General features: G+C 68.1%; 28 protein-coding genes. 11 read left to right on the plus strand and 17 right to left on the minus strand.

Annotation, left to right across the window (positions count from 1 at the left end; translation table 11 throughout):
• Positions 1 to 3: 3 nt before the first annotated feature.
• Positions 4 to 1,563 (minus strand): APC family permease, encoded by a 1,560-nt coding sequence (locus ASE48_RS26940; RefSeq protein WP_057170235.1) that lies wholly within the window; start codon positions 1,561 to 1,563, stop codon positions 4 to 6.
• 250 nt (positions 1,564 to 1,813) lie between these two features.
• On the opposite strand from ASE48_RS26940, the gene ASE48_RS26945 reads away from it, so the two are divergent.
• Genes ASE48_RS26945 through ASE48_RS26955 form a run of 3 tightly spaced genes read left to right on the plus strand, consistent with a single transcriptional unit; the run spans position 1,814 to position 4,358 of the window.
• Positions 1,814 to 2,803 carry a phosphotransferase enzyme family protein gene (locus tag ASE48_RS26945; RefSeq protein WP_057170236.1) on the plus strand — a complete coding sequence of 330 codons (990 nt, stop codon included), beginning with the start codon at positions 1,814 to 1,816 and terminating at the stop codon, positions 2,801 to 2,803.
• Between the two features lie 8 nt (positions 2,804 to 2,811).
• The gene (gene fabG / locus ASE48_RS26950; protein ID WP_057170237.1) at positions 2,812 to 3,588 is read left to right on the plus strand and encodes a 3-oxoacyl-ACP reductase FabG; all 777 of its coding nucleotides are present in this window, start codon (positions 2,812 to 2,814) and stop codon (positions 3,586 to 3,588) included.
• Positions 3,588 to 4,358, plus strand: coding sequence for a GntR family transcriptional regulator (locus ASE48_RS26955; RefSeq protein WP_057170694.1), 771 nt, complete (start codon positions 3,588 to 3,590; stop codon positions 4,356 to 4,358). Before fabG ends, ASE48_RS26955 begins: the two co-directional genes overlap by 1 nt.
• On the opposite strand, the gene fgd is transcribed toward ASE48_RS26955, so the two are convergent.
• Positions 4,318 to 5,328: a glucose-6-phosphate dehydrogenase (coenzyme-F420) gene (gene fgd / locus ASE48_RS26960; protein WP_057170238.1), complete on the minus strand. Its 1,011-nt coding sequence runs from the start codon at positions 5,326 to 5,328 to the stop codon at positions 4,318 to 4,320. The two genes, ASE48_RS26955 and fgd, sit on opposite strands and share 41 nt — an antisense overlap.
• Before the next feature lie 70 nt (positions 5,329 to 5,398).
• Between fgd and ASE48_RS26965 the strand changes: the two genes are divergently transcribed.
• Positions 5,399 to 6,130, plus strand: a complete 732-nt coding sequence (locus ASE48_RS26965) for an MBL fold metallo-hydrolase (RefSeq protein ID WP_057170239.1) — start codon at positions 5,399 to 5,401, stop codon at positions 6,128 to 6,130.
• Here ASE48_RS26965 and ASE48_RS26970 read toward each other — a convergent pair.
• From ASE48_RS26970 to ASE48_RS26980, 3 genes are read right to left on the minus strand one after another with little or no spacing between them, the layout of a single operon-like run.
• The gene (locus tag ASE48_RS26970) at positions 6,120 to 6,410 is read right to left on the minus strand and encodes a hypothetical protein (RefSeq protein ID WP_057170240.1); all 291 of its coding nucleotides are present in this window, start codon (positions 6,408 to 6,410) and stop codon (positions 6,120 to 6,122) included. The two genes, ASE48_RS26965 and ASE48_RS26970, sit on opposite strands and share 11 nt — an antisense overlap.
• Positions 6,411 to 6,419: 9 nt before the next feature.
• Positions 6,420 to 7,532, minus strand: a complete 1,113-nt coding sequence (locus ASE48_RS26975) for an LLM class flavin-dependent oxidoreductase (protein ID WP_057170241.1) — start codon at positions 7,530 to 7,532, stop codon at positions 6,420 to 6,422.
• Complete coding sequence (locus ASE48_RS26980; protein ID WP_156409393.1) at positions 7,529 to 8,023, minus strand: GNAT family N-acetyltransferase; 495 nt, start codon at positions 8,021 to 8,023, stop codon at positions 7,529 to 7,531. The genes ASE48_RS26975 and ASE48_RS26980 overlap by 4 nt, the downstream gene beginning before the upstream one ends.
• A 110-nt stretch (positions 8,024 to 8,133) precedes the next feature.
• On the opposite strand from ASE48_RS26980, the gene ASE48_RS26985 reads away from it, so the two are divergent.
• Genes ASE48_RS26985 through ASE48_RS26995 form a run of 3 tightly spaced genes read left to right on the plus strand, consistent with a single transcriptional unit; the run spans position 8,134 to position 9,642 of the window.
• Positions 8,134 to 8,463, plus strand: coding sequence for a ribonuclease domain-containing protein (locus ASE48_RS26985; RefSeq protein ID WP_442928780.1), 330 nt, complete (start codon positions 8,134 to 8,136; stop codon positions 8,461 to 8,463).
• Complete coding sequence (locus tag ASE48_RS26990; RefSeq protein WP_057170243.1) at positions 8,460 to 8,738, plus strand: barstar family protein; 279 nt, start codon at positions 8,460 to 8,462, stop codon at positions 8,736 to 8,738. Before ASE48_RS26985 ends, ASE48_RS26990 begins: the two co-directional genes overlap by 4 nt.
• 43 nt (positions 8,739 to 8,781) lie before the next feature.
• Positions 8,782 to 9,642 carry an SDR family oxidoreductase gene (locus ASE48_RS26995; RefSeq protein WP_057170244.1) on the plus strand — a complete coding sequence of 287 codons (861 nt, stop codon included), beginning with the start codon at positions 8,782 to 8,784 and terminating at the stop codon, positions 9,640 to 9,642.
• On the opposite strand, the gene alr is transcribed toward ASE48_RS26995, so the two are convergent.
• From alr to ASE48_RS27050, 11 genes are all read right to left on the minus strand, one after another.
• Positions 9,588 to 10,670: an alanine racemase gene (gene alr / locus ASE48_RS27000; protein WP_235571562.1), complete on the minus strand. Its 1,083-nt coding sequence runs from the start codon at positions 10,668 to 10,670 to the stop codon at positions 9,588 to 9,590. The genes ASE48_RS26995 and alr overlap by 55 nt on opposite strands.
• 47 nt (positions 10,671 to 10,717) lie before the next feature.
• Positions 10,718 to 11,737, minus strand: coding sequence for an aminotransferase class IV (locus tag ASE48_RS27005; RefSeq protein ID WP_057170246.1), 1,020 nt, complete (start codon positions 11,735 to 11,737; stop codon positions 10,718 to 10,720).
• 35 nt (positions 11,738 to 11,772) lie between these two features.
• Complete coding sequence (locus tag ASE48_RS27010; RefSeq protein WP_057170247.1) at positions 11,773 to 13,275, minus strand: APC family permease; 1,503 nt, start codon at positions 13,273 to 13,275, stop codon at positions 11,773 to 11,775.
• Positions 13,276 to 13,379: 104 nt separating this feature from the next.
• Positions 13,380 to 14,303, minus strand: a complete 924-nt coding sequence (locus ASE48_RS27015) for a LysR family transcriptional regulator (protein ID WP_235571565.1) — start codon at positions 14,301 to 14,303, stop codon at positions 13,380 to 13,382.
• A complete protein-coding gene (xylB, locus tag ASE48_RS27020; protein WP_057170248.1) occupies positions 14,296 to 15,684 on the minus strand; it encodes a xylulokinase in 1,389 nt (462 codons plus the stop codon). The genes ASE48_RS27015 and xylB overlap by 8 nt, the downstream gene beginning before the upstream one ends.
• Before the next feature lie 12 nt (positions 15,685 to 15,696).
• Positions 15,697 to 16,098 (minus strand): hypothetical protein, encoded by a 402-nt coding sequence (locus ASE48_RS27025; RefSeq protein ID WP_057170249.1) that lies wholly within the window; start codon positions 16,096 to 16,098, stop codon positions 15,697 to 15,699.
• A gap of 3 nt (positions 16,099 to 16,101) precedes the next feature.
• Positions 16,102 to 17,322, minus strand: coding sequence for an O-succinylhomoserine sulfhydrylase (locus ASE48_RS27030; RefSeq protein ID WP_057170250.1), 1,221 nt, complete (start codon positions 17,320 to 17,322; stop codon positions 16,102 to 16,104).
• Positions 17,319 to 17,750 carry a rhodanese-like domain-containing protein gene (locus ASE48_RS27035; RefSeq protein WP_057170251.1) on the minus strand — a complete coding sequence of 144 codons (432 nt, stop codon included), beginning with the start codon at positions 17,748 to 17,750 and terminating at the stop codon, positions 17,319 to 17,321. Before ASE48_RS27035 ends, ASE48_RS27030 begins: the two co-directional genes overlap by 4 nt.
• Before the next feature lie 16 nt (positions 17,751 to 17,766).
• A complete protein-coding gene (locus ASE48_RS27040) occupies positions 17,767 to 18,204 on the minus strand; it encodes an Rv0361 family membrane protein (RefSeq protein ID WP_156409394.1) in 438 nt (145 codons plus the stop codon).
• Positions 18,201 to 19,406, minus strand: a complete 1,206-nt coding sequence (purT, locus tag ASE48_RS27045; RefSeq protein WP_057170253.1) for a formate-dependent phosphoribosylglycinamide formyltransferase — start codon at positions 19,404 to 19,406, stop codon at positions 18,201 to 18,203. Before purT ends, ASE48_RS27040 begins: the two co-directional genes overlap by 4 nt.
• A 23-nt stretch (positions 19,407 to 19,429) precedes the next feature.
• Positions 19,430 to 19,744, minus strand: coding sequence for a UBP-type zinc finger domain-containing protein (locus ASE48_RS27050; protein ID WP_057170254.1), 315 nt, complete (start codon positions 19,742 to 19,744; stop codon positions 19,430 to 19,432).
• Positions 19,745 to 19,768: 24 nt separating this feature from the next.
• On the opposite strand from ASE48_RS27050, the gene ASE48_RS27055 reads away from it, so the two are divergent.
• On the plus strand, positions 19,769 to 21,349 hold the full coding sequence (locus ASE48_RS27055) for a Na+/H+ antiporter (protein ID WP_057170255.1): 1,581 nt from the start codon (positions 19,769 to 19,771) through the stop codon (positions 21,347 to 21,349).
• Here the strand turns inward: ASE48_RS27055 and ASE48_RS27060 are convergent.
• Positions 21,336 to 21,800: a MarR family winged helix-turn-helix transcriptional regulator gene (locus ASE48_RS27060; RefSeq protein WP_057170697.1), complete on the minus strand. Its 465-nt coding sequence runs from the start codon at positions 21,798 to 21,800 to the stop codon at positions 21,336 to 21,338. The two genes, ASE48_RS27055 and ASE48_RS27060, sit on opposite strands and share 14 nt — an antisense overlap.
• A gap of 55 nt (positions 21,801 to 21,855) precedes the next feature.
• Between ASE48_RS27060 and ASE48_RS27065 the strand changes: the two genes are divergently transcribed.
• Genes ASE48_RS27065 through ASE48_RS27075 form a run of 3 tightly spaced genes read left to right on the plus strand, consistent with a single transcriptional unit; the run spans position 21,856 to position 25,884 of the window.
• Complete coding sequence (locus ASE48_RS27065) at positions 21,856 to 23,832, plus strand: MMPL family transporter (RefSeq protein ID WP_057170256.1); 1,977 nt, start codon at positions 21,856 to 21,858, stop codon at positions 23,830 to 23,832.
• A 1-nt stretch (position 23,833) separates the two neighbouring features.
• On the plus strand, positions 23,834 to 24,649 hold the full coding sequence (locus ASE48_RS27070) for an alpha/beta fold hydrolase (protein WP_442928769.1): 816 nt from the start codon (positions 23,834 to 23,836) through the stop codon (positions 24,647 to 24,649).
• A 35-nt stretch (positions 24,650 to 24,684) separates the two neighbouring features.
• Entirely contained in the window at positions 24,685 to 25,884 is a 1,200-nt protein-coding gene (locus tag ASE48_RS27075; RefSeq protein WP_057170258.1) for a cytochrome P450, read from the plus strand.
• Positions 25,885 to 25,886 lie beyond the last annotated feature (2 nt).

Consider the following 25,886-nt stretch of genomic DNA (forward strand, 5'->3'; position numbering starts at 1 on the left):
CCGTCAGCGCTCGTGGGCTTCTTCCAGAACGGTACGGCCCAGTTCGCCATACCGCTGCGGATCTTTGAACTTCAGGAACACCGCAAGCAGCACACCGCCGATGCCGACGATGCCGACGACCCACGGGATGGCGGCGAAGATCCAGTCGGTGGCCGCCGTGCCCGCCGCGAACGACGCGTTCTTGGCCAGCAGGTAGACCACGTACACCATCCCGAGGCCGCCCAGCAGCGGCGCCAGGAAGGTGGTGAACCAGTTGGCGGTCTCCGGATGACGTTTCTGCACATGGAAGTACGCGATCACCGAGAACGCGGCGAGCGCCTGGACGATCATGATCGCCGTGGTACCCAGCAGGGCCATCAGACCGTACAGACCGGTGTAGGGGTCACGGTGGGTGAGCTCGAAGAAGATCACGACCAGGAAGGCGAAACCGGTCTGCACGAAGCCGGCGATGTGCGGTGAGCCGTGCACCCGGTGGGTGGCACCGATGGTCTTACGCATACCGGGGATGACATCCTCCCGGCCCAGGGCGTACAGGTAGCGGGCGGCACAGTTGTGGAATGCCAGGCCGCAGGCGAACGAACCTGTCATCAGCAGGATCTTGAACAGATCGACCGCCCACTGCCCCAGGTTGTCCTGCACCGGGTTGAAGAAGATGTTGCCCGCCGTGGCCGAATCCTGTGCCAGCGCAATGGCATTCTCCGGTCCGGTACCGACGATCGCGAGCCAGGACACCACCACGTAGAACGCGCCGATGCCGATCACGGAGCTGATGACGGCGATGGGGATGATCTTCTTGGGGTTGCGCGACTCCTCGCCGTACATGGCGCTGGACTCGAAACCGACCCAGGACCAGAACGCGAAGAACAGGCCGACACCGGCGGACCCGACGACGGCCATCGTGGAACCGTCGGCACCCTCGACGACGCCCGACAGGCTCTGAAAACCGTTGAGCGGGTTCAGTGATCCCCAGGACCAGCCCTGCGGACCGCCGCCGGTGAACAACACCGACAGCGCCATCGCGGCCAGCATGACGATCTCGGTGACGAGGAAGACCCCGAGCACCTTGGCGGCCAGATTGATGTCGAAGTAGGTGAGCAGGGCGTTGACGGCGAGCATCACCAGCGCGAACACCAGCCACGGCACGTCGACGCCGAACAGCGACGAGAACAGGTCGGTGCCGAAGAACGAGAAGATCCCGATCAGCGACGCCTCGAACACCATGTACGCCAACGCCGTGAGGAAGCCGGCGCCCAGTCCGACGATGCGCCCCAGGCCGTGGGAGATGTACCCGTAGAAGGCGCCGGTGGCGGTGATGTGCTTGCTCATCGCGGCGTAGCCGATGGCGAACAGCGTCAGCACGATGGTGGCGACGAAATAACCGGCGGGCGCGTTGGCGCCGTTACCGAAGCCGACCGCGATGGGCACGTTGCCGACCATCGCGGTGATGGGCGCCGCGGTGGCGACCGCCATGAACAGCACACCCCACAGCCCGACCGCATTCGGTTTGAGACGTTGGATGGGGTTGGCACCCGTGGGGGCCGGTGGATCGATGATCTCGCTCATTGCATCCCAATCTGAGGGCATATCCCAGACCGATATTTGGTCTGGTTTCGAAGTGCCGTCGGCCCCGATGCCGATGACGAAAGACGACGCCGGCAATTGTTACCTCGCTCAGATTCGTTGGTCAACTGGAGATTTAAGCTGGCAATTAGCTGTGTTTCGGCAGTGTTTCCAACCTGAGCGTATTGCAACGCCGCCGTTAAAAACGTCGATTTGGTCTGCTTTGGCCCGACAATTGGCCCACACTGATCGAATGCCGGGATTGCCTGCCGACCATGCGCGCTTCGCCCGGGCGGCACTGTCCGCCTATGGCCGCGACCTCGATACCCCCCTGCGGCTGCTCAGCCTGTCCGAGAACGCCACCTACCAGGTGTGCGATGACGATCCGATCGTCCTGCGCGTGCACCGGCCGGGCTATCACTCCCTCGACGGCATCCGCTCCGAACTCGCCTGGATGGCCGCCTTGCGCCACGACACCGTGGTCAAGACCCCCGAGCTGGTGCGCTCGACCTCCGGCCTCGATGTGGTCACCGCCTCCGTGGACGGCCGCGACCTGCACGTCGACGCCGTCACCCTGATTTCGGGCTGTACCGCCGAGGAGGTTCCGCACGCGGTCGGGTTCGCCGAGCTCGGCGAGCTGACCGCGATCATGCACGATCATGTGCAGGACTGGGCCGCGCCGTCCGACTTCACCCGCTTCCGCTGGGACCTCGACGACATCCTCGGCCCCGGCGCCCGCTGGGGTGACTGGCGCGAGGCACCCGGACTGGCCGACACGGACCGGTCCGCCATCATGCGCGCAGCGCACCACATCACTGAACAGCTGTCCGAATTCGGCACCGAATCAGACAGATTCGGCCTGATCCATGCCGATCTGCGGCTGGCGAACCTGATGGTCGATCCGGTCGCACCGTCGGCGGGGATCACCGTGATCGACTTCGACGACTCCGGGTGGGGCTGGAATCTGGCCGACCTGGGCGCGGTGGTGTCCTGGATCGAGGACACCCCCGAGGCCGAGCGCATCGTGGCCGAATGGCTGCGCGGTTACCTGAAGGTGCGCGCGCTGCCCGACGAGCACCTGGCGCTCATCCCCACCTTCGTCATGCTGCGCCGGATCCAGCTCACCGCGTGGATCGCCTCGCACGCGGACGCCGACGCCGCCAAAGCCATCGGTCCCGGATACGCCGTCGGGACCGCCCGCCTGTCCGAGCGGTATCTCGCCGATCGCACCTGGTTACGTTGAGGAGACACATGTTCGACCTGCAGTCCCGCTCGGTTCTGGTGACCGGCGGCAGTAAGGGGATCGGCCGCGGTATCGCCACGGTCTTCGCCCGCGCCGGTGCGAATGTCGCGATCGCGGCGCGGACGGCAACCGGTCTCGACGAGGCGGTGGCCGCCCTGGACGAGCTGGGTGACGGCACGGTGATCGGGGTGCGCGCCGACGTGAGCGACCGGCAGTCCTGTACCGAGATGGCCGCCACCGCCGTCGAGGCCTTCGGCGGCCTGGATGTGTTGTGCGCCAATGCCGGAATCTTTCCCGACGCTCCACTTGCCACCATGACGCCCGAGCAGCTCAACGAGATCATGGGCGTCAACGTCAACGGCACGTTCTACGCGGTGCAGGCCTGCCTGGACGCGCTGATCGCGTCCGGCACCGGGCGGGTCATCCTGACGTCGTCGATCACCGGGCCGATCACCGGTTACCCCGGTTGGTCCCACTACGGCGCCACCAAGGCCGCACAGCTCGGATTCATGCGCACCGCCGCAATCGAGTTGGCGCCCAAGGGGATCACCGTCAACGCCGTGCTGCCCGGCAACATCCTCACCGAAGGCCTTCTGGAGAACGGGGAGGACTACATCGCGAGCATGGCGCGGTCGATTCCGGCCGGCGCCCTGGGCACACCGGAGGACATCGGTCATCTCGCGGCGTTCCTGGCCACCAGAGAAGCCGCCTACATCACCGGCCAGGCCATCGCCGTCGATGGAGGCCAGGTGTTGCCCGAGTCGTTGGACGCGATAGCCACCTGATCATGGAATCGGCGGGGGGAGCGGTAGCAGAAGATGTGCGCCGGCGGATTCTGTCCATGCTGTCCAGCGGTGCACTGCGCCCGGGTTCTCGGCTGGGCACCGAACGGGAGATGGCCGAGCAGTTCGCCGTGTCGCGTGCAACGCTGCGCAGCGCACTGCTGCCGCTGAGCCAGGCCGGAGTGCTGGAGCGCCGCACCGGTCGCGCCGGCGGCACCTTCATTCGCGCAGATGTGGTGCAGCGCAACGCCGCCGAGCAGGTGGGGCTACCCGCCCGGCTGCACAGCGGTGGCCACACCAGCGACACGAAAGTCCTTGGCACCGATAGCAGACCGGCCACCCTCGCCGAGTCGGTTGCCCTGGAGGTCCCGGAGGACACCCCGGTCATCGTGATCCGCCGGTTGCGATATGCCGACGGGGTACCGCTGTCGGTGGACCTGTCCTGTTTCGTCGCCGCACATGCCGCCGATCTGCTGGCCCAGCCGCTCGGCGGATCGCTGTACGAACTGTTGCGGCAGCGGTACGGACTGGAGCCCGCCAGCACCACCGAGACCATCGAGGTGGTCAGCGCGAGCCCGCGGGAAGCCACCTGGCTCGCGATCGCGCACCGCAAACCGCTGCTGGCCATCACCCGGGTGACGCGAGACAACAGCGGGCGCCCGTTCGAGTTCGCCTACGACCTGTTCCGCGCCGACCGGGTCCGGTTGACCGCGACCAGCAATGGCGGTGGTGTCAGCCCAGTTTCCGCAACCGTGGTTCCAGATCCCGCTTGAACAGCTCCAGGAAGCGGCGCTGGTCATGGCCGGGCGCGTGGAACACCAGGTGGTTCAGGCCCCAATCCACGTAGTCCTTGACCTTGGCGACGGCCTCATCGGGATCCGACGCGACGATCCAGCGCTTGGCCACCTGCTCGATGGGCAGCTCGTCGGCGGCCTTTTCCATCTCCAGCGGGTCGTCGATCGAATGCTTCTGCTCGGCGGTCAGCGACAGCGGCGCCCAGAACCGGGTGTTCTCCAGCGCGGCCTCCGGGTCGGTGTCGTAGGAGATCTTGATCTCGATCATCCGGTCGATGTCATCGGGGTTCTTGTCCGCCGCCTCCGCGCCCTCGCGCATGGCCGGGATGAGCTTCTCCTTGTAGAGCTCCTCCCCCTTGCCGGAGGTGCAGATGAAACCGTCACCGGCGCGCCCGGCGTACTTGGCGACCTGCGGCCCACCGGCGGCGATGTAGATCGGGATACCGCCCTCGGGGACGTCGTAGATCGAGGCGCCCTTGGTCTTGTAGTACTCACCCTCGAAGTCGACGCGGTCACCGAGCCACAGCTCGCGCATCAGCCGCACCGATTCACGCAGCCGGGCGTAGCGCTCCTTGAACTCCGGCCATTCGCCCTCGTATCCGGTGGCGATCTCGTTGAGTGCTTCACCGGTGCCCACACCGAGGAAGATCCGGTCCGGGTACAGGCAGCCCATGGTCGCGAAGGCCTGCGCGATGACCGCCGGGTTGTAGCGGAAGGTCGGGGTGAGCACCGAGGTGCCCAGGATCAGCCGCTGCGTGCGCTCACCGACGGCGGTCATCCAGGCCAGCGAGAACGGGGCATGGCCGCCCTCGTGGCGCCAGGGCTGGAAATGATCACTGACGGTCGCACTGTCCATGCCGTGCGCCTCGGCCTCCACGGCCAGTTCGACGAGCTCACGCGGGGCGAATTGTTCCGCCGACGCCTTGTATCCCAGTTTGAGTTCAGCCACGGTTCCTTTTTACTCCGTCTCCATTTCCCCTGTCGCTTCGCTCCTGCCCTCCGGACCTACACTCGCGGGCATGCCGGCAGCCCTGCACCGCATCACCGACACCGTCTACTTCGTCCAGACCGACCTGGTGAACTGGACGCTGGTGACCGACGACGACGGCGTCATCCTGATCGACGCCGGGTATCCGGGTAGCCGCGAGGAGGTCCTCGACTCGGTGCGCGAGCTGGGATTCGGCCCCGGCGACGTGCGGGCCATCCTGCTGACCCACGCTCACGTGGACCACCTCGGATCGGCCATCTGGTTCGCGAAAACCCATGGCACACCGGTGTATACGCACGCCACCGAGGTCGGGCACGCGAAGCGGCAGTACCTGGAGCAGGCCTCGCCGGTGGATGTGCTCACCCGCGCCTGGCAGCCGCGCTACCTCGCCTGGTCGCTGGCGCTGGTCCGCAAGGGCGGTCTGACCCATGAGGGCATCCCGACGGCCGAGGCGTTCGACGAGAACATCGCCGCGACGCTGCCCGGCACCCCGATCGCCGTTCCGACGCCGGGGCACACCGATGGCCACTGCTCCTATCTGGTCGACGGGGTGCTGGTGGCCGGGGACGCGCTGATCACCGGGCACCCGGTGAGCTCCCGGCGCGGCCCGCAGCTGCTGCCGGGCCTGTTCAACCACGATCAGGACGGCTGTGTGCGCAGCCTGGCCGCCCTGGGCATGCTGGACACCGAGGTGCTGCTGCCCGGGCACGGTCCGGTGTGGCGCGGTCCGATCCGGGACGCCGCGGACGCGGCTAGCCGATGAGCTCGTAACCGAACAGGAAGACCGCGGTCACCACCAGACCGCACACCAGCACGATGGTGGGCAGCAGGATCATCTGGTCGAGTTCCTCGCTGTCCAGGGCGTCGTTCTCCGACGGTCCGAACAGCACCCGGCCCGCCGCATTGCCGCGCAGTCGGATCACCGTTCGCCGCACGGCGGGTACCTCGCTGTTGCGGCCGACAAGCGTGCGCACACCGATGCCCAGTAGCGCCGTGAACAGCGCGGCGGCCAGGATCAGGAGGCCCACGGTGGCGAGTGACACCGCCTCAGACTACGAGGCCGTCCAGGCCTTGGCGACCAGCTCATGGGAGCGCAACCGATCCTCGTGCCGGTACGCCACCGACGTGATGACCAGTTCGTCGGCGTCGGTGACCCGCTGCAGGTCCGCCAGCCGCTGCGCCACCTCGTCGGCGTCGCCCACGAATTGCGTTGCGATGCGGTCTTTCACGAGCGCACGCTGCTCATCGCTCAGTGGTGACACGCCGTCCGGATCGGGATACGGCGCGGCGCCGCCGCCGGCCCGGATCGAATGCACCCAGTGCCCGAAACTTGCGGCCAGATGCTGCGCGGTCGCGTGGTCATCGGCGGCGAGCACGTCCGCCGACACCACCACGTAGGGTTCGGCCAACGCCTCCGAGGGCTGAAAGGCGTTGCGGTAGGCCTCGATCGCTTCCAGCGCGGTGGCCGGTGCGATGTGATAGGCGGCGACGAACGGTAATCCTTGCGCACCGGCGACTCGTGCGCTCTGCCCCCTGCTGCTGCCGAACACCCACGGCCGCAAGGCGGTGCCCTCGCCGGGAGTGGCGTGTGCCTCGAATCCGTCCACCCGGTACGTGCCGTTGAGCAGGTCCAGGATATCGGCGACCTGATCACCGAAATCCGGTGCGACGGCGTCGGGTTGCTGCAGCGTCGTCATCGTCGCCTTCAGCCGCGGGTTGCGCATCAGTGCCGACAGGTCGAACGGGGCGGGCACCACGACACCGTCGACCTCGTGCCACTCCCGTGGCGGCCTCGGCTCGCGCGGCGTCTCCCGGATCGCCTCGGTGCGGCGCTGCCCCGAACGGCCCACCCCGAGGTCGATGCGTCCCGGGTGAAAGGCATCCAGGGTCGCGAAGCTCTCCACCACCGCGATGGCGGTGGTGTGGCCGAGCTGCACCGCGGCCGCGCCGACATGAATGGTCTTGGTGGCGGAGGCGATCTGACCGATCAGCACCGCCGGTGACGCACTGGCCACCGCGACATAGTGATGTTCGGCCACCCAGTAGCGGCGGTAGCCCCACTGCTCGGCGTGCTGGGCGAGGTCCACGGTGTTGCGCAACGCCGTAGGGGCGTCACTGCCCGCGCTGAGCGGGGCGAGGTCCAGCACGGAAAGTGGAACGCTCATGTCAGTACCTTCTCGAATGCGATCGGGTAGATGTCGCCCTCGGCGGGCAGCGGTTCGGCCAGGCGGGTGTAGCCGGCCGATTCGTAGAGCGCCTCCGCCTCGGGCTGGCGATCCCCGGTGGTCAGGTAGATGCGCCGGTAGCCGCGTTCGGCGATCACTGCCTCCAGCGCCACCAGCAGTGCCTTGGCGTAGCCACGCTGCCGGTACCCGCTGTGGGTCCAGATCCGTTTGAGTTCGGCGGTGTCGGCGTCGAAGCGCTGGAACGCGCCGCCGGTGACGGGCTCGTCGCCGAGCAACCCGATCAGCAGTGCACCGTGTGGTGCGGCGAACTCCTCGGCCGGATGACCGCGCAGCCAGGCCGCCACGCCGGCTGCGGTACCGCCGTAGCGCTGCGAGTATTCGATGGTCAGTTCGGCGAGCAGCGGCTCCGCCAGCGGGTCGGTCTGGCCCACGGCGACGAAGCTCAGAGATTCCACCAATGCTCCTACCATCACGTGAATGTCTAACGTGCCCAGCCGTCCCGCATTCCGGGCGGGGGTATCAGCTCAGCATGATCGAAAATAGGCGCAGGTTGCTAGCGTCTTGACTCATGCGCATGGCGATGGCGACCGCACTGTTGTGTGGGCTGATCGCCGGCTGCACACCGGCGGACGAATGTTCCTTGGTCCGCCTGCCCCCGGAGGTCGCGGCCACCGTGGACCTCATCGAGGCCGGCGGACCCTTTCCGCATCCCCGCAATGACGGGACGACCTTCGGCAACTACGAGGGCCGCCTGCCCGAGCACGAGCGGGGCTACTACCGCGAGTACACCGTGCCGACACCGGGACTGCATCACCGCGGGACGCGTCGCATCGTCGCCGGCGGCGACCCGCCGGACTTCTACTACACCGACGATCACTACGAATCCTTCTGCCAGATCGGAGTCGCATGAAGACCTACCGGATCGACGGCGCACGGATCTCATCGCCGCCGGACTTCTACGCCGAGATCGGTCGCGCGGTCAACGGTGACGGCGGCTATTTCGGGTCGAACCTGGACGCGCTGGCCGACTGTCTGCGCGGCGGCTTCGGCACCCCCGAGGACGGCGGATTCCGGTTCGTCATGACGTCATACCGCCACGTCAAGGGGGCCGTCGGCGATCAGATGTGGAGCACCCTGCTGCGCCTGTTCGGCACCGAGGGTGTCGACCTGTGGCTCACTCCCTGAGGCCACTTTCGCAAAAAACTTGACACGTGTAAAGTTCGCCGCCATGGACAACATCAGCGGCAAGACCATCGCGATCACCGGAGCTGCCCGCGGTATCGGTTATGCCACCGCCAAGGCCCTGCTGGCACGTGGGGCCCGGGTCGTCATCGGCGACCGTGACGTCGCACTGCAGGAATCCGCCGTGGTGGACCTCACCAAGCTCGGGCAGGTCTCCGGCTACCCCCTCGACGTCACCGACCGGCAGTCCTTCGAAACGTTCCTGGACAAGGCCCGCACCGACGGTGGCGGCCACATCGACGTGCTGATCAACAACGCGGGCGTGATGCCGGTGGGCCCGTTCCTGGAGGAGACCGAGCAGTCGGTCCGGTCCTCGCTGGAGGTCAACGTCTACGGCGTGCTCACCGGCTGCCAGCTCGCACTGCCGGACATGGTTCGCCGCCGCAGCGGCCACATCATCAACATCGCCTCGCTGTCCGGGCTGATCCCGCTGCCCGGCCAGGTGGTCTATGTCGGCGCCAAGTATGCGGTGGTCGGGCTGACCACCGCGCTCGCCGACGAGATGGCGCCGCACGGCGTCAACGTCTCGGTGATCATGCCGCCGTTCACCAACACCGAGTTGATCTCCGGCACCAAGTCCGGCGGTGCGATCAAGCCCGTCGAGCCGGAAGAGATCGCCGCCGCGATCGTCAAGACGCTCGACAAGCCCAAGACCCACGTGTCGGTGCCGCCGCCGCTGCGGTTCACCGCGCAGGCCGCCCAGATGCTGCCGCCCAAGGGCCGCCGCGCCATGAACAAGGCGCTCGGCCTGGACCGGGTGTTCCTCGAGGTCGATACCGCCAAGCGCAAGAGCTACGAGGACCGCGCGCGGGCCGCGCAGGGTGTCATCGAGTCCGACGGCAAGTAGCGGCGGCGGGTCCGCCCGCCGATCCCGGTGAGGATCTCGTAGTCGATGGTGCCGGTGGCCTGCGCCCAGTCCTGGGCGCTGGCACCGTCGCCGCCGAACAGCACCGCATGATCTCCCTCGGTCACGCCACCGCCGTCGTGGCCGAGGTCCACCACGAGCTGGTCCATGCAGATCCGCCCGACGCCCGCGAAGCGCCGTCCGTTGATCTGGACCGGCAGCCCGTCACTGAGCGCGCGGGGCACCCCGTCGGCGTACCCACAGGCCAGCACCGCAACGGTGGTGTCCTGGCGGGCAACCCAGCGATGGTTGTACGAAATACCCTGGCCGGTGGCGATCTTCTTGATCATCGCCACCTCCGCGGTGAAGGTCATCGCCGGTACCAGCCCGAAATCACCGAGTTGTGGGACCGGGCTGCGCCCGTAGAGCGCGATACCGGTACGCACGAAATCCCGGCTCAGCCCCCGATCCGTCAGTGCCGCCGCAGAATTCGCGATATGCACCCGGTCCGGACGCAGGCCGAGACGGCGCAGATCGGCGACGCAGTCATCCAGGCCGGCGGCCTGCGCGGCATTGAGCGGGTGGCCCGGCTCGTCGCCGAAGGCGAGATGACACATCACCGTGCGCAGCCTCACGGCGTCATCGGCCAAGCGGGGACGGACCTCCTGCCAATCGGCGAGCGTGAAGCCGTTACGCCCCAGACCGGTGTCGATCTTGACGCCGACGGTGGCCTGCCGTCCCAGCTGTCGTGCGGCAGCAAGAACGCGTTCCCACTGATATGGGGCCGCGACCACCACTTCGATCCCGGCAGCGATGGCCGCGGCAAAATCCGTTGACGGCGTGTGCAGCCAGGCGATCACCGGGGCGGTGATGCCGCCGGCCCGCAGCGCCAGTGCCTCGCCGACGGTGGCCACCCCGAGCTCGACGGCTCCTGCCGCCAGCGCGGCGCGGGCCACCTCCACCGCGCCGTGGCCGTAGCCGTCGGCCTTGACCACGGCGATCACCCCGGCGCCGGAGCGATCCTGCAGCACAGCGACGTTGTGGGCGATCGCCGACAGGTCGATGACCGCTTCCGGGCTCAGTACTCGATCGCTTCGATCAGCGGCGACGGCTCATCCATCAACGCCCAGAACCGGTCCCGGATCGCGACCGTCATCGGGCCGGGCTCACCGTTGCCGATCGCCTCACCGTCGAGGCTGTTGATCGGGGTGACACCGCCGGCGGTGGTGACCGCCATCAATTCGTCGGCGTCGTAGAGCTCATGGCTGGTGACGTCGCGCAGGGTGGCCTCGATGCCCATCTGGTCGGCCAGCTCGAACACCGTCTTGCGGGTGATGCCGGGCAACGCATTTCGCGACGGGGATGCCAGCTTGCCGTCCTTGACGATGCACACGTTGAACCCGGGGCCCTCGGCGACGCAGTTGTCGGAGTCCAGCAGGATCGCGGTACGGGCGCCACGGTCCTTGGCCTCGAAGCTGGCCGCGGTCAGATCACCCCACTGGTAGTTCTTGATGGTGGGATCCACGGTGTTGCGCCCGGCGCGGCGGACGTGGCGCGGCACGATGGCGGTGGTGCCGAAGATCTGCTCGGCGGGCGGGAAGGCCCACAGGTAGGGAATGGCGTAGATGTACACCTGGTGGGTCAGCTTGGAGAGGTCCTTCTCGCCCTTGCGCTTTCCGTAGCCGCGGGTCACGGTGAGGTTGACGAAAGACTCCCGCAGCTGTGACAGCGAGACGCACTTCTTGGTGATCTCGGCGAGCTCGTCCTTGCTCATGCCGGCGTCGAGGCGCAGCTTGCGCGAACCGTCGAGCAGCCGGTCCAGGTGATCGCCCAGCCGGAAGATGTTGCCGTGCCAGACGTGCGCCACCGTGTAGGTCAGGTCGGAGTGCCCGAACCCGGTGTCGAAGATCGAGATCTTGGCCTCTTCGGCCGGCATGTACTCGCCCTCGATCCAGGCGACGCCACCGGCGAACGGGCTGGAGGTGTCCAGTTCGTAGTCGCTGTACTGGATCACCGAACCTTGCGGGGTGGCCTCGCGGATGGCGGCGCCGGGCTCGACGGCGACGAGGTTGGAGGTGCCGATATCTGTTGCGGTCATGTGAATTTCCTTTTGCGAATTAGACGTTGTGGCTATTAGACGTTGTGGGATTTGGCGTATGCCACGCCGGCTTCACCCCGGGCGAGGCGGGCCTTCAGGCCGGTGGCCCACCAGATCGCGGCGATCACCACGACACCGAGGAACACCCATTTGTTGTTGGTGAACTGCGGCAGGAACAGCAGTGTCACGGCGACGCTGAGGAATACGACCAGCGCGGTGATGTAGATCGGCAGCCGGAACCGGCCCAGGTCGAAGGTGCCGGGGTCAGCGGCCGGGATGGTGCCCTTGCGGTAGCCGACCAGCAGCCCGATGGTCTGCAGGATGTAGACGAAGAAGAACAGCAGCGACGCGATGCCGATGATGTAGTTGAACGCCTTCTCGTTGACGATCGCCGAGAGCAGCAGCAGGGTCGACAGGCAGCCCAGGCCGATGATCGAGTAGGTCGGTGTCTTGCGGGTGGGCGAAACATGGCGCCACACATGGGAGAACGGCAGCATGTTGTCGCGAGCCATCGAGTAGGTCAGCCGGGTGGCGACCAGGATGTTGGCCAGCAGGCAGGCCAGGATGTTCGTCAGCGCGATGGCGACGATGATCTTGGTGACGACGGGGCCGGCCTGCTGAGTGATGATCTCCTCGATCGGTGCGCCCGAGTTCGCCTCCACCGCAGCCGGATCCTTGATGGCGAGTACGTAGACGATGTACATCAGCAGCTCGATCACGATCGAGGTGACCAGGGCGTAGAACATCGTCTTGGGCACGACCCGGCGGGCGTCCTTGGTCTCCTCGGCGACGTCGGCGCCGGACTCGACCCCGATGAGCCCGAAGAACGGACCGAGCGCGGCGGCCAGCCAGGCCAGCATGTAGGAGTCCTTGTCGCCCGCTTCTCCGCCGGTGAACAGCACCGAGATCGGTTGGTGGTTCTCGGGCGCGGAGAACGCGATGATGGCGATGAGCGCGGTGGCGCCGACGGTGATGACGAGTTCCAGGCTGACGCCGATGTTGTTGACCATGGTCGCGAACCGGACACCGTAGATGTTGATCAGCACGCAGACGAACACCACGGCGATGGCCAGCAGGATCTGCGTCGTCTGCGTCATGGTCCAGCCGAACAGCCCGCCCAGGTAGCCGGACAGGATGAAGCCGACACCGGTCATCCCGCACACCCACCCCATCAGGGCGATGAAACCGGTGAACCAGGCCAGATTCGGCCCGTTGATCCGGCTGATCCACTGGTAGGAATAGCCGGCCAGCGGCAGCTTCGCGGTCAGGTCCGCCGCGATGAAGGTCCACAGCGCGAACACCGCGCCGGCGAGCAGCAGCGTCCACACGAACGGGGCGCCCGCGGTGAAGTAACCGGCACCGAAGCCGGTGAACACCGCGGTGGTGGCGCTGATGGTTGCGAAGCCGATGGCGAAGGAGGCCAGCGTGCCGACCGAGCGGTCCAACTTCTGGGTGTAGCCCAGCTCGGCGAGCTTGGAATCTTCGGCATTCAATGCGGACGCCGATGTATCAGTGGGTCGTACCGGGGTGTCGGTCATGGGATCTCCAGGTCGGAGCAGGGGTGAGATGTCTGATGACAGACAATCGCCACCGGGCGGTCACCGGAAGTTCCATCTTTTGATCTTCTGATAACCAATATTTATCAGTGCTGGTCGAGCGGAGTTTCGTCGCCGTCGTCGAATCCCCAATTCTGCTGGACATGCCTGATCAGGGCATCCGCCTGGGGGCTCAGCGTGCCGGGATGCCAGGCCAGCGCGACATGGCTGGGCGGGCGATCGACGATCGGGACGTAGACGATCCCGGGCCGGTCATAGAACCGGGCCACCGACGAGGTGGTGAAGCTGATGCCCAGGCCGCGGGCGATGCAGGTGGTCTCGGCCTCGTAGGTGGCCGCGACCGCCGCGATGGTCGGTGGCCGGTTACCGCGGGCGTCCATCGCCATCCAGTAGTCCCGCCACGGTCCGGCGGTCAGCGGCGCGCAGACGATCGGGTCGTCGAGCAGTTCGGCGATCTCGACCTCGTGGCGGCCCGCCAGCGCATGGTCCCGGGGCAGGCAGGCCACCCAGGATTCCGAGTCCAGCACCAGCATGCGGTGCTCGGGCAGGTCGACCGGCGGGCGGATCAGGGCGACCTCGGTGGTGCCGGCGGCCAGGCCGGCGGTGGGGTCGGCGAAATCGAACTCGATGGGTTCGACGCTGACATCCGGGTAGGCGGCCTCGAAATGCCGCACGACGCGGAACAGCAGATCGGCACCGGTGCCGATGAGGTAACCCAGCCGCAGCCGGCCCTGCCGGGTGCCCGACAGGGTGACCAGATTGGCCACCACCGCGTCGATCCCGGAGAGCGCCTGCTGCACCTGCGGCAACCACGCCGCACCGAGATCGGTGAGCGCGACCTCGCGGGTGTTGCGGTTGAACAGCACCACGCCGAAGGCCTGTTCGAGCTGTTTGATCGCGGTGGACAGCGCCGGCTGGGTGATGAACAGGCGCTCGGCCGCGCGACGGTAGTTCAGCTCCTCACCGAGGACGGCGAAGTAGCGCAGCTGCCGCAACGTCAGGTCACTCACGACAGCCCTCGGTGAGATCGCGGACATCGGCGTAGCGGCGCCGCACCGCGGGCACGGCGGCCGCCTCGTAACGTCGTGCGGGCGCCGAATCCCATTCCGGCAGTGTGCCCGTCAGCGCCCACGCGGCCTGACGTGCCGCGCCGAGCGCCACATACTCGGCGGCTTCCGGGACGTACACCGGCACACCGAACACGGTCGGGGCGATCTCGCGCAACGCCGCCGACTTGGCGCCGCCACCGACCAGCAGGATCCGCCGAGCGGGCACACCGAGCGACGTGAGGTGATCGAGGCCGTCGGCCAGTGCGCACAGCAGGCCCTCGACCGCGGCCCGCGCCAGATTCGCGGCGGTGGCATTGCCCACCCGCACCCCGTGGATCGCCCCGGTGGCAGCGGGCCGGTTCGGGGTCCGCTCCCCCTCCAGGTAGGGCACCATGACCAGCCCCTCGCTGCCCGCCGGCGCCGACAGCGCCAGCCGGGACAGCTCGTCGTGATCGACGCGCAGCAGGGCGGCCGCGGCGTCGAGCACCGGCGCCCCGTTGAGGGTGCACACCAGCGGCAGGTGACGGCCGGTGCCGTCGGCGAACCCGGCGACGAAGCCGCCGGTGTCGCGGGCCGGGGCCCCGGCGATGGCCGAAACCACCCCCGAGGTGCCGATGGACACGATGACATCACCCTCGACGGCACCCAGACCCAGTGCGGCGGCGGCATTGTCGCCCAGCCCCGCGCCGAACACGGCGTCTCCCGCCGCAACGGCGTCCCCCGGCGCCAGCACCAAAGGCAATGCGGGTGCTCGGCCGCGCAGCGCCAGTTCCAGCAGATCGGTGTCGTAGGCATCGCGGGCGGCGTCGAAGTATCCGGTGCCGCTGGCATCGCTGCGGTCGGTGAACACCGAGGCCGGATCGCTCTCACCGCGCAGTCGCCAGCTCAGCCAGTCATGGGGCAGGCAGACGGTGCCGGTGCGGTCAGCGTTGGCCGGTTCGTTGTCGGCCAGCCAGCGCAGCTTCGCCACCGTGATCGCGGCCAGCGGGACCACCCCGACCCGCTCGGCCCAGGCTGCCGCGCCCAGTTCGGACACCAGGTCGGCCGCCGCGCCCGCCGATCTGGTGTCGTTCCACAGCAGCGCGTTTCGCACCACCTGCCCGTCGGCGTCCAGGCACACCATGCCGTGCTGCTGGGCGCCGACCGACACCGCTGCCACGTCCTGCAGCCCACCGGCCGACGCGATCGCCGTGTCGGCGGCGGATTCCCATGCGGCAGGGTCGATCTCGGTGCCGCCGGGATGGCGGTCGCGGCCCTCGCGCAGAATCTGACCGGTCTCGGCGTCGCAGACCAGCACCTTGCAGGACTGCGTGGAGGAGTCGATTCCCGCGACGAGGGTCATGGGTGAGAGACCCTAGCCGAACTCCGGGACCGGGTCACCGTTCCGGTACGTCTCGATGGCTGCCAGGTGCTCGAACAGCTGGGTATGGGTGAACGGGTGCTGGGTGGTGGTGCCGACCAGCACCACCCGCACGATCGCACCGTCCTCGGCGGCATCCAGCCACAGCGAGGTCACCGGCAGACCGTCGTCGACCTCCGCACCGGACGGTTCGAAGAACCACACCGCGTAATCGTCATCGGACTGTTCCTCGTCGAAGGTCCAGTCCCGGGCGGTGATCCGCTCGTCGAACTCGGCCAGATCGGCGACGATCCCGTCCGGGATGGCCGCCAGTTGGTCCATGATCACCGCAGGAACCCGAGCGGCCCCCTGCCGCTTCTTACGGCGGGCCTTCTTGGCATCTCCACGCTTGGACACAGCTCAGCTCAGCGCCTGGTCCAGATCGGCGAGCAGGTCCTCGGTGCCTTCCAGGCCGACCGAGATCCGCACCACGCCGTCGCCCAGTCCGATCGCCGCGCGACCCTCCGGGCCCATCGCCCGGTGGGTGGTGGTGGCCGGGTGGGTGATCAACGATTTGGCGTCACCGAGGTTGTTGGAGATGTCGATGATGTTCAGCTTGTCGAGCACCTCGAAGGCGCGGTCCTTGCCGCCATCGAGCTCGAAAGTGACGACCGTCCCGCCGCCGCGCATCTGCCGCTTCGCCAGGTCGAACTGCGGATGTGATTCCAGGAACGGGTATTTCACCCAGTTCACCCCGGCCTGCTGCTCCAGGAACTCGGCGACCCGGTGCGCCGAGCGGTTCGAGTAGTCCACCCGGACCGCAAGCGTCTCAAGACCTTTGAGCAAGGTCCAGGCGTTGAAGGCACTGATCGCCGGACCGGTGTGGCGCATCAGCTTCTGCACCGGTCCGTCGATGTACTCCTTGTCGCCGAGGATCGCCCCGCCCAGCACGCGGCCCTGGCCGTCGATGTGTTTGGTGCCGGAGTAGACCACCACGTCAGCTCCGAGCGGGATACCCTGCTGCAGCAACGGCGTGGCGAAGACATTGTCCAGCACCACTTTTGCGCCTGCCGCGTGCGCCAGTTCGGACACCGCCGCGATATCGACCAGTGACTGCATCGGGTTGGACGGGGTCTCGAAGAACACCGCCTGGGTGGGCTTGCTGAGCGCCTCTTCCCACTGCGACAGGTCGTCGCCGTCGACGAAGACCGTCTCCACACCCCAACGCGGCAAAATCTCGTTACACACCACGAAACACGAACCGAACAGGCTGCGGGCGGCGACCAGCCGGTCACCGGCACCCAGCAGCGCGCCCAGCGAGGTGAACACCGCGGCCATACCGGTGGCGGTGGCGAATGCGGCGGGCGCATCCTCGATGAGGCGCAGGCGCTCCTCGAACATCGAGATGGTCGGGTTGCCGTACCGGGAGTAGACGTACCGGTCGATCTCGCCGGTGAACGCCTTCTCCGCATCACCGGCCGAGGAGTACACGTAGCCCGAGGTCAGATACAGCGCCTCGGCGGTCTCCTCGAAACCGGACCGCAGCAGGCCGCCGCGCACCCCGATGGTGGCCTGGCTGACGCCGTCGGGCAGCGGTGCGGGAATCCGGACCGACGGCACCTGCTCATCGGGGCTGGTCATGACTGCGTCCAGGGCAGGCCGACCGCTTTCCACCCGGTCGCGCCGCGGTGGCCGTCGGCGTCGAGGTTGCCCTCGAACCCGTCGAGCACGTTGTAGGACGGTCCGATTCCCGCCTCGGTGGCGGTGATGGCCGAACCGATGGATCGGTTGCCGGACCTGCACAGGAACACCACCGCGCGCTGCCCGGGGGCGATACCGGCCTTGCCGAGATCATCGACGAAGTTGTCATTGTGGGAGCCGTCGGTCTTGGTCCACTCCACGTAGACGACATCGCGGCGCAGCGAGCTCAGGTCGGGCACTCCCACGAAACGCCATTCGGCTTCGGTACGACAATCGACGAGCACGGCTTCGGGATTGGCGGACAGCAGCTCCCATGCCTGCTCTGGCGTGATGTCTCCGGCGTAGCCCGGACTCTCGGATGATGACACCCCAATACCGTAACGGCTAGGCCGGTCCAACCGAGCACACCTTCCAGCTGCCGTCCTCACGCACGAAGGACATGTCCACGGTGGCCTCGGTCTCCTCGTTCTCGCCGAAGTGATACCTGACGGTGGCGGTGGCCTTGTCACCATCGACCTCGACGTTGCTCGCGCCGTCGACGTACCGCTCCCCACGCTGGGCCGCTGAATCCCGTTGCCGGGTGAGCACCTCGTCCTCGGTGCCGTGCTGTTCGGCGCAGGTGCTCGCCAGGAAAGCCGCGTAGTCCTGCCTCTGGAGCGCATCGTTCTGGGCGACCACGACCCGCCCGATCTGTTCGGGGTCGCCGTCACCGTCACCGCGGTTGACCACAAAAATCCCGGTGATCACAACCACGATGATGACCAGGGCCAGCAGGAACGGTGTCGCGGTCGGCCGGTCCTGATCGTCGGGTGCGTCGCTCACGACTGCCAGAGCCTACGCAGCGACACCGCGGTGCGCTGCGCACGGTCCCTGGCCACCGTGACGTCGGGAGCCGTGGCGATCGCGGCCCCCAGCCGGTGCCTGCCATCGGTCTCGTCGAGCCGGTCGAACAGCAGCACATCGCTCTCGGCCACCGCGAGCGCCTCGGAGAGCACCCCGACGATGTCGGATTCGGCAGGCACGGATGTCTCGCCGCCGGCGTAGCCGATCTCTGCGGCGCCGGGCGAGATCATGATGGTGTCGACCGTGAGGCCCAGGATCGCCCGGGCATGCAGATCGAACTCGGAGAGCCGCTGGGTCCGCACGGTGAGGAACGCGTTGTCGACGGGCCGCGGACGGACCGTGGAGAAGTAGACCTCATCGCCGCGCACCAGCAGTTCCACCGCGAACACCCCGCGTCCGCCGAGTGAGTTCACGATGCGGGCCGCGATCGACTTGGCAGCATCGAGGGCGGCCGGGCTGAGCCGGTGCGGCTGCCAGGTCGCCAGCGTGCCGTCCTGGGCGACGCGATGCCCGATCGGCTCGCAGAAGTGCACCGCCGGCCCCGTCGGGCCGCTGGTGCGCACGGTCAGCAGGGTGACCTCGTCGTCGACGTCGACCACCGTCTCGGCCATCACCCGGTTGGGCGTGGTGAGGTGGCCCGCCGCGATGGCCCGGTTCCAGGCCGGCTCGACATCCTCGGTGCGCAGCAGCACCGAGCGGCCCTCGCCCGGGGCGCCGGCGACCGGGGTGACCGCCAGCGGGAATCCGGCGTGCTCGGCGACGGCGGCCAGTTCCTTGGCCGAACCTGCGAACCAGAACGGGGCGGTGGGCAGGCCGAGTTCGTCGGCGGCCAGGCGGCGCAGGCCCTCGCGGTCCAGGCTCAGCCGGGTGGCGCGCGGCGCGGGGAAGACCTCGATGCGTTCGGACAGTGCGCCCAGTGCATCGGTGGCGACCACACCCGCCTCCACGACGACGTAGTCGGGGCGCTCCCCCTCGACCGCGGCGGTCAGGGCATCGGGGTCGTTCATCCGCACCACCGCGCTGCGATCCGCGACCCGGTGTGCCGGTGCGTCGGCGTAGCGATCGACGGCGACGACGGCCGCGCCGAGACGCTGAAAGGACAGCGTCAGTTCACGACTCACCTCACCGGACCCGAGCAGCATCACCAGAGGTCTCGCGGTCTCTTCAGCATGTCTGGTCATCGCTCACCCAGCCTGCCAGATCCTCAGCCGATCCGGCTGTCGACATAGCACCATCGCCAGGACTCGCCGGGCTCCACCGAACGCATCACCGCATGGCCGGTCTGCCGGAAGTGTTCGGTGGCGTGCTGATGCGGACTGGAATCGCAGCATCCGACGTGTCCGCAGGCCAGGCACATCCGCAGATGCGCCCAGGCGTCCTGCCCGTCATCGGTGCATTGCTGGCAGCGTCCCGGGGTCACCGGCTCCGGATCTACGATGCCTACCGCGGTCTGAAGATGCTCACACGAGTTCGGGGCTGCCGGAGGTGCCGTCGCACGGCGTCGGGAACTCTTGCGCATGTTGATCAAGGATAGGTTGATGCCGTGGCAGCGACACTGCTGGCAGTTCTGGTGGCCGCGGTCCTGCTGGCCGCGGTGAGCCGTCGACTCGACATCTCGGCACCGCTGGCGCTGGTGGTCGCCGGTCTGGTGGCCAGCGCCATCCCCGGGCTCGACGAGGTCGAACTGGACCCCGAGCTGGTGCTGTTCGTCATCCTGCCGCCGCTGCTGTGGTCGGCGGGGCTGGAGAGCAGCTACGTCAACATGCGCCGCAACGTTCGGTCGATCGGCTCGCTGGCGGTCGGGCTGCCACTGGCCACCACGCTGGTCGTCGGGTTCGTGGCCTATCACGTGGTGCCCGATTTCACGCTGGCCGCGGCGCTGGTGCTGGGCGCGATCGTGGCCCCACCGGACGCGGTGTCGGCGACAGCGGTGGGCCGCCGGCTCGGCCTGCCGCGGCGCATCATGACGCTGCTCGGCGGGGAGAGCCTGCTCAACGACGCGACCGCGCTGACCGCCTACAAGGTCGCGCTGGCCGCGGCGATCGGGGCGTCGGCGGGATGGGTGTCGGGGCTGGGCACCTTCGTCCTGGCCGCAGCGGGTGGCGTCGTTGTCGGCGTGTTGTCCGGGTCGGCCATCACCTTCATCCGCTCCCGGCTGGACGACCCGTTGGTGGAGAGCGCCATCGGCCTGGTCGCGCCGTTCGTCATCTATCTGCTGGCCGAGGAGGCACACGCCTCCGGTGTGCTGGCCGTCGTCGTCGCCGCTTTGATGCTCGGCCAACGCTCGACGAACGCCGGGTACGCCACCCGCCTGCAGGACGACGCGGTGTGGAAGGCGCTGCAGCTCATCCTGGAGTCGTTCGCCTTCCTGCTGATCGGACTGCAGCTGCCCGGGGTGGTGCGGGAGCTGTCCGGGCTGTCCGCGGCGGCGATCGCGGTCTCGTCGGTGGCGGTGCTGGCCACCGTCATCGTGGTACGGATCGCCTGGGTGTACGCGACCACGTTCCTGCGCAACCCGCGGCCGGCGGCCGGGGAGGTCTTCGTGGTCGCGTGGGCCGGGATGCGCGGCGTGGTGTCGCTGGCGGCCGCGTTCGGTGTGCCGTTGACGACGATGTCCGGTGCGGAGTTCCCGGGGCGTCCGCAGCTGGTGTTCCTGACCTTCGTCGTGGTGGTGGGCACCCTGCTGCTGCACGGCCTGACGCTGCCGTGGGTGATCCGGCGCTTCGGCATCCACAGCGACGACGCGCAGCGCGATGCGCTGGCTCAGGCGGCGGCGCAGGACAAGGCGGCCCGGGCCGCGGCCGAGAGGCTCGACCAACTGCTCGAGCAGCAGCGCGCCGACGGGACCGTCAGCCAGTCCGCGGCGGTCACCGACGATGCCGCCCAGGTGCTGCGCAAGTGGAACACCGCCCGGCGTAACTCGGCGTGGGAGCGGCTGGGCCGCAGCGAGGACGAGATCGGCGAGAGCCCGGCTTCGGTGTTCCGTCGGCTACGACTGGAAATGCTTGCCGCCGAACGCGATACCTTCATCGCCGAACGCGACGCCGGGAACATCGACGATGAGGTGCTGCGCGAGGTGCTGCGCGGGCTGGACCTGGAAGAGGCCACCCTCAACCGTCGGTAGCGGTCCGGAACTCGCGCATCCCTGCCAGCAGCGCGGTGAACACGCGGTGCGCGGCATCGAGGTCGGCGTCGGGCAGGTCGGCCAGCGCCTGGGAGTTGATCTCGGCCAGCGGGGTGAAGAAATCGTTGGCGACCGCGAGTCCGTGATCGTCGTACCGCAGGATCACCTTCCGCCGGTCACCGGGATGGGCCTCCCGGCGCAGATGCCCGGACTCGATCATCCGCTCCACCAGATACGTGATGGCCGCCGCGGAGGTCCCCATCAGCTTGCGCAGTTCGCCCGCGGTCAGCGGGGCACCCGCGGCGTCGGCCACCATGACGTGCAGCAGAGCGCGAAAATCGTTGGCGGACACATCATTGCGGTTCGCGAATTCACGGCCGATCTGATCCGACTCGGCCGTCAGGGCTCGCACATCGGCAGCGATGAGCCGCTCCCGATCTTCTCGCTGCATGACCACAGCATATCGTTCATTTGATTAATCGTTAAGTTTCTGAAATATTTATCGCATGTCCAGTCGTGTTTCCTGGCTCGTCGCCATACTCGTGATCCTGGCCTCCGGCGCCGGTCTGGGCCTGCTCGGCGGGTCGGACTCCGCCTCGCAGTCGCCGGTGGCGGTGCCGGCCAGTGCCGAATCGGCGCGCGCCGACGCCCTGCGAGCCGAGTTCCCCGGCGGCGATATCGCGCCGGCCATCATCGTGTTCACCCGGACCGACGGCGGACCGTTGAGTCCGGCCGAGGTGGCTGCGGCCGGCCCCGGCGCGCAGGTGTCGCAGGACGGGCTGGCCGCGGTGTCGGTGTCCCCGCTGTCGGCCGACCTGTCCGGATTCGCCCTCAACGATGCGGTGCAGGAGTTGCGCACCCAGACCGCCGAACGGCTGCCCGAAGGGCTGCAGGCGGAGGTGACCGGCGGCCCGGCCTTCGGCGCCGACATCGCGAATTCCTTTGCCGGAGCCAATATCACCCTGCTCGCGGTGACGGCCGCGGTGGTGGCCCTGCTGCTCATCATCACCTACCGCTCCCCGGTGCTGTGGCTGGTGCCCCTGCTGGTGATCGCCTTCGCCGACCGGGTCGGTTCCGTGGTGGGCACCGCGGTGGCCTCCGGACTTGGCCTGAACCCGGACGGGTCGACGGGCGGTATCACCAGCGTGCTGGTGTTCGGCGCCGGCACCAACTATGCGCTGCTGCTCATTTCGCGCTACCGCGAGGAGCTGGGACGTTCGGCCGATCACCGCGAGGCATTGCGGGTGGCCACCCGTGCGGCCGGGCCGGCGATCCTGGCCAGCAATGCCACCGTCGTGCTGGCGCTGCTCACCCTGGCGTTCGCCACGGCGCCGTCCAACCGCAGCCTCGGCGTGCAGGCCGCGGCGGGCCTGGTGGTGGCGGCGATCTTCGTCCTGTTCGTGTTGCCGCCGTTCCTCGGTTTGTTCGGCAAGAAGCTGTTCTGGCCGTTCATCCCTCAGGTCGGCGACGAGGCTCTCACCGACAGCGGCGTCTGGCACCGGGTCGCCTCCTGGGTGGCCGGCCGGCCCGGATGGGTGGCCACCGGCGCACTCGGCGTGCTGGTCGCGCTGTGCTTCGGCCTGGTCGGCACCCCGGTCGGTTTGTCGCAGACCGAACAGTTCCGGGTTCAGGCCGAGTCGGTCAGCGGGTACGACACACTGGCCGAACACTTTCCGAGCGGCCTGACCGATCCCGCCGTCGTCATCGCACCCACCGCCGATGCGGCCGCGGTGTCGTCGGCGATCACCGGGGTGCCGGGCGTGGTGTCGGCTCGGCCCGCCGGGGAATCGGGCACCGGGCTGAGCCAATGGTCGGTGGTTCTGCAGGCCGAACCGGCGTCGGATGAGGCGTTCGAAACCGTTGATGCGCTGCGTAGTTCGGTGCATTCCGTCAGTCCCGAGGCTGTGGTCGGCGGGTCCGATGCCAAGGCGCGGGATTCGGCGTCGGCCGCACAGCGCGACCGCATGGTGGTCATCCCCGCGATCCTGGCGGTGGTGCTCGTGGTGCTTTTCGTGCTGCTCCGTTCGGCGCTGGCGCCGGTGGTCCTGGTGTCGGTCACGGTGCTCAGCGCGTTGGCCGCGTTGGGGATCGGTGGCTGGGCCAGCGTGCACCTGTTCGGTTTCCCGGCCCTGGACAACGGTACTCCGCTGTTCGCGTTCCTGTTCCTGGTGGCACTCGGCGTGGATTACACGATCTTCCTGGTGACCCGGGCGCGGGAGGAGACACCGGAATTCGGCAACCGGCAGGGCATCGTGCGCGCCGTGTCGGCGACCGGTGCCGTCATCACCAGTGCCGGCATCGTGCTGGCCGCGGTGTTCTGCGTGCTGGGTGTGCTCCCCCTGATCGTGCTGACGCAGATCGGCATCATCGTGGGCCTCGGGATCCTGCTGGACACCTTCCTGGTGCGCACCGTGATCATCCCGGCACTGTTCACCCTGATCGGTCCGCGCATCTGGGCTCCGGGGTTACACGCCGAACGCTAGCGTGAGGGCGGTGGACGCACGGACGGTTACGACCCGGCTGGGACGGCTGCGCGTGCAGACCGCCGGGACGGGCGAGGCCATCCTGTTCTGGCCGAGCCTGCTGATGACCGGCGATATGTGGGCCGGGCAGGCCTCGGAGTTCCAGGACGGGCATCAGGTGATCCTGGTGGACCCGCCCGGCCACGGCGGCAGCGAAAAGCTGTCGGGGCCTTTCACTTTCGATGAGTGCGCACAGACCGTGGTGGATGTTCTGGACGGGCTGGGCGTCGAGCGGGCCCATTTTGTCGGCAATTCCTGGGGCGGGATGATCGGCGGCACGTTCGCCGCGCGGCACCCGGACCGGATCGGGCGGGCGGTCCTGATGAACTGCACCGCCTCGCCGGCCGGGCGGCGCCAGCGTGTCGAGTACGGGTTGCTGTTGCGGACGGCGAAGCTCCTCGGAGGCATACGCGGACCGCTGACGGGCCAGGTGCTCAAGGCCTTTCTCGGGCCGACGACCTTTCGCGACCGGCCCGACGTGGTGCGATTCGTCCGGGATGCGGCACGCGCGGTGGACCTGGACTCCAGTGCATGGGCGGTGACGAGCGTGGTGCCCCAGCGGCCGGACCAACGTGCGCTGCTCTCGGACGTGCGCACCCCGGTCCTCGTGGTGGCGGGTGCCGAGGACGCCACCTTCCCCGTCGCCGAGACGCTTGAGATGGCCGACGCCATTCAGGGTGCGGCGACCGCCGTCCTGGATGGCGTCGCGCATCTGGCCGCACTGGAGAATCCGCGCCTCGTCAACGCGCTGATCAAGGACTTTGTGTTCGACGCGTAGCGTGTGATCATGACAGCCAGCGAGGAGCCTCGCGCATGACACAGACGCTGCCGCCGGTCCACATGCGGCGCAACGGCTTCGACCCCGTTCCCGAACTCGGAGCGATCCGCGAGAAAGCCGGTGTGCAATCCGTCGTCAGCGCGCTCGGCAACACCGTGTACCTGGTGACCAGGCACGAGGACGTCAAGTCCGTGCTGGCCGATCACGAGCACTTCTCCAACGCGCGCCCACCGGGTTTCACCCTGCCCGGCGCGCCGGAGATGTCTGCGGAGGAACTGGCCAAGACGCGCGCCGGTAACTTGCTCGGCCTGGATCCGCCCGAGCATCAGCGGTTGCGCCGTCTGCTCACCCCCGAGTTCACCATCCGGCGGATGAAGCGGCTGGAGCCGCGCATCACCGAGATCGTCGACGAGCACCTCGATACCATGGCGGCCGGCGGTGCGCCCGCGGACTTGGTGGCCGAATTCGCCTTGCCCGTACCGTCATTGGTGATCTGCGAGCTGCTCGGCGTGCCCTATGACGACCGGGATGACTTTCAGCACCGCTCGGCCCGCCAGCTCGACCTGTCGCTGCCCATCGCCGAGCGCATGCAGCTGCAACAGCAGAGCCGCGACTACATGCACAGCCTGGTGGACCGGGCGCGGAAGGCTCCCGGCGAGGACATCCTCGGCATGCTCGTCCGCGAGCACGGCGACGCGCTGACCGACGACGAGCTGGTCGGCATTGCCGGGCTGCTGCTGCTCGCCGGTCACGAGACGACGTCGAACATGCTGGGGCTGGGGACACTTGCGCTGCTGCGCAGACCCGACCAGCTGGCGCTGGTACGCGATGACCCGGATGCCATCGGGCCCGCGATGGAGGAACTGCTGCGCTGGCTGTCGGTGGTGCACCATGCCATTCCGCGGTTCGCCACCGCCGACGTGGAGATGGCCGGTGTGGTGGTACCCAAGGGCGCGTTGGTCTTCGCGTCACTGCCCGCGGGCAACCGCGACCCCGCGTTCGTCGAGCGGCCCGACGAGTTCGATGTGCGTCGGGGCGCCCCCGGGCACCTCGCGTTCGGCCACGGCGTGCACCACTGCCTGGGTGCGCCACTGGCCCGGATGGAGATGCGGATCGCCTTTCCGGCGCTGTTCAAGCGCTTCCCCACACTGGCGTTGGCCGAACCGTTCGAAGATGTCGAGTTCCGGGACTTCCACTTCATCTACGGACTACGGTCGCTACCAGTGAGGTGGTGACG

The sequence above is a fragment of the Mycobacterium sp. Root265 genome (assembly GCF_001428895.1).
Classification (GTDB): domain Bacteria; phylum Actinomycetota; class Actinomycetes; order Mycobacteriales; family Mycobacteriaceae; genus Mycobacterium.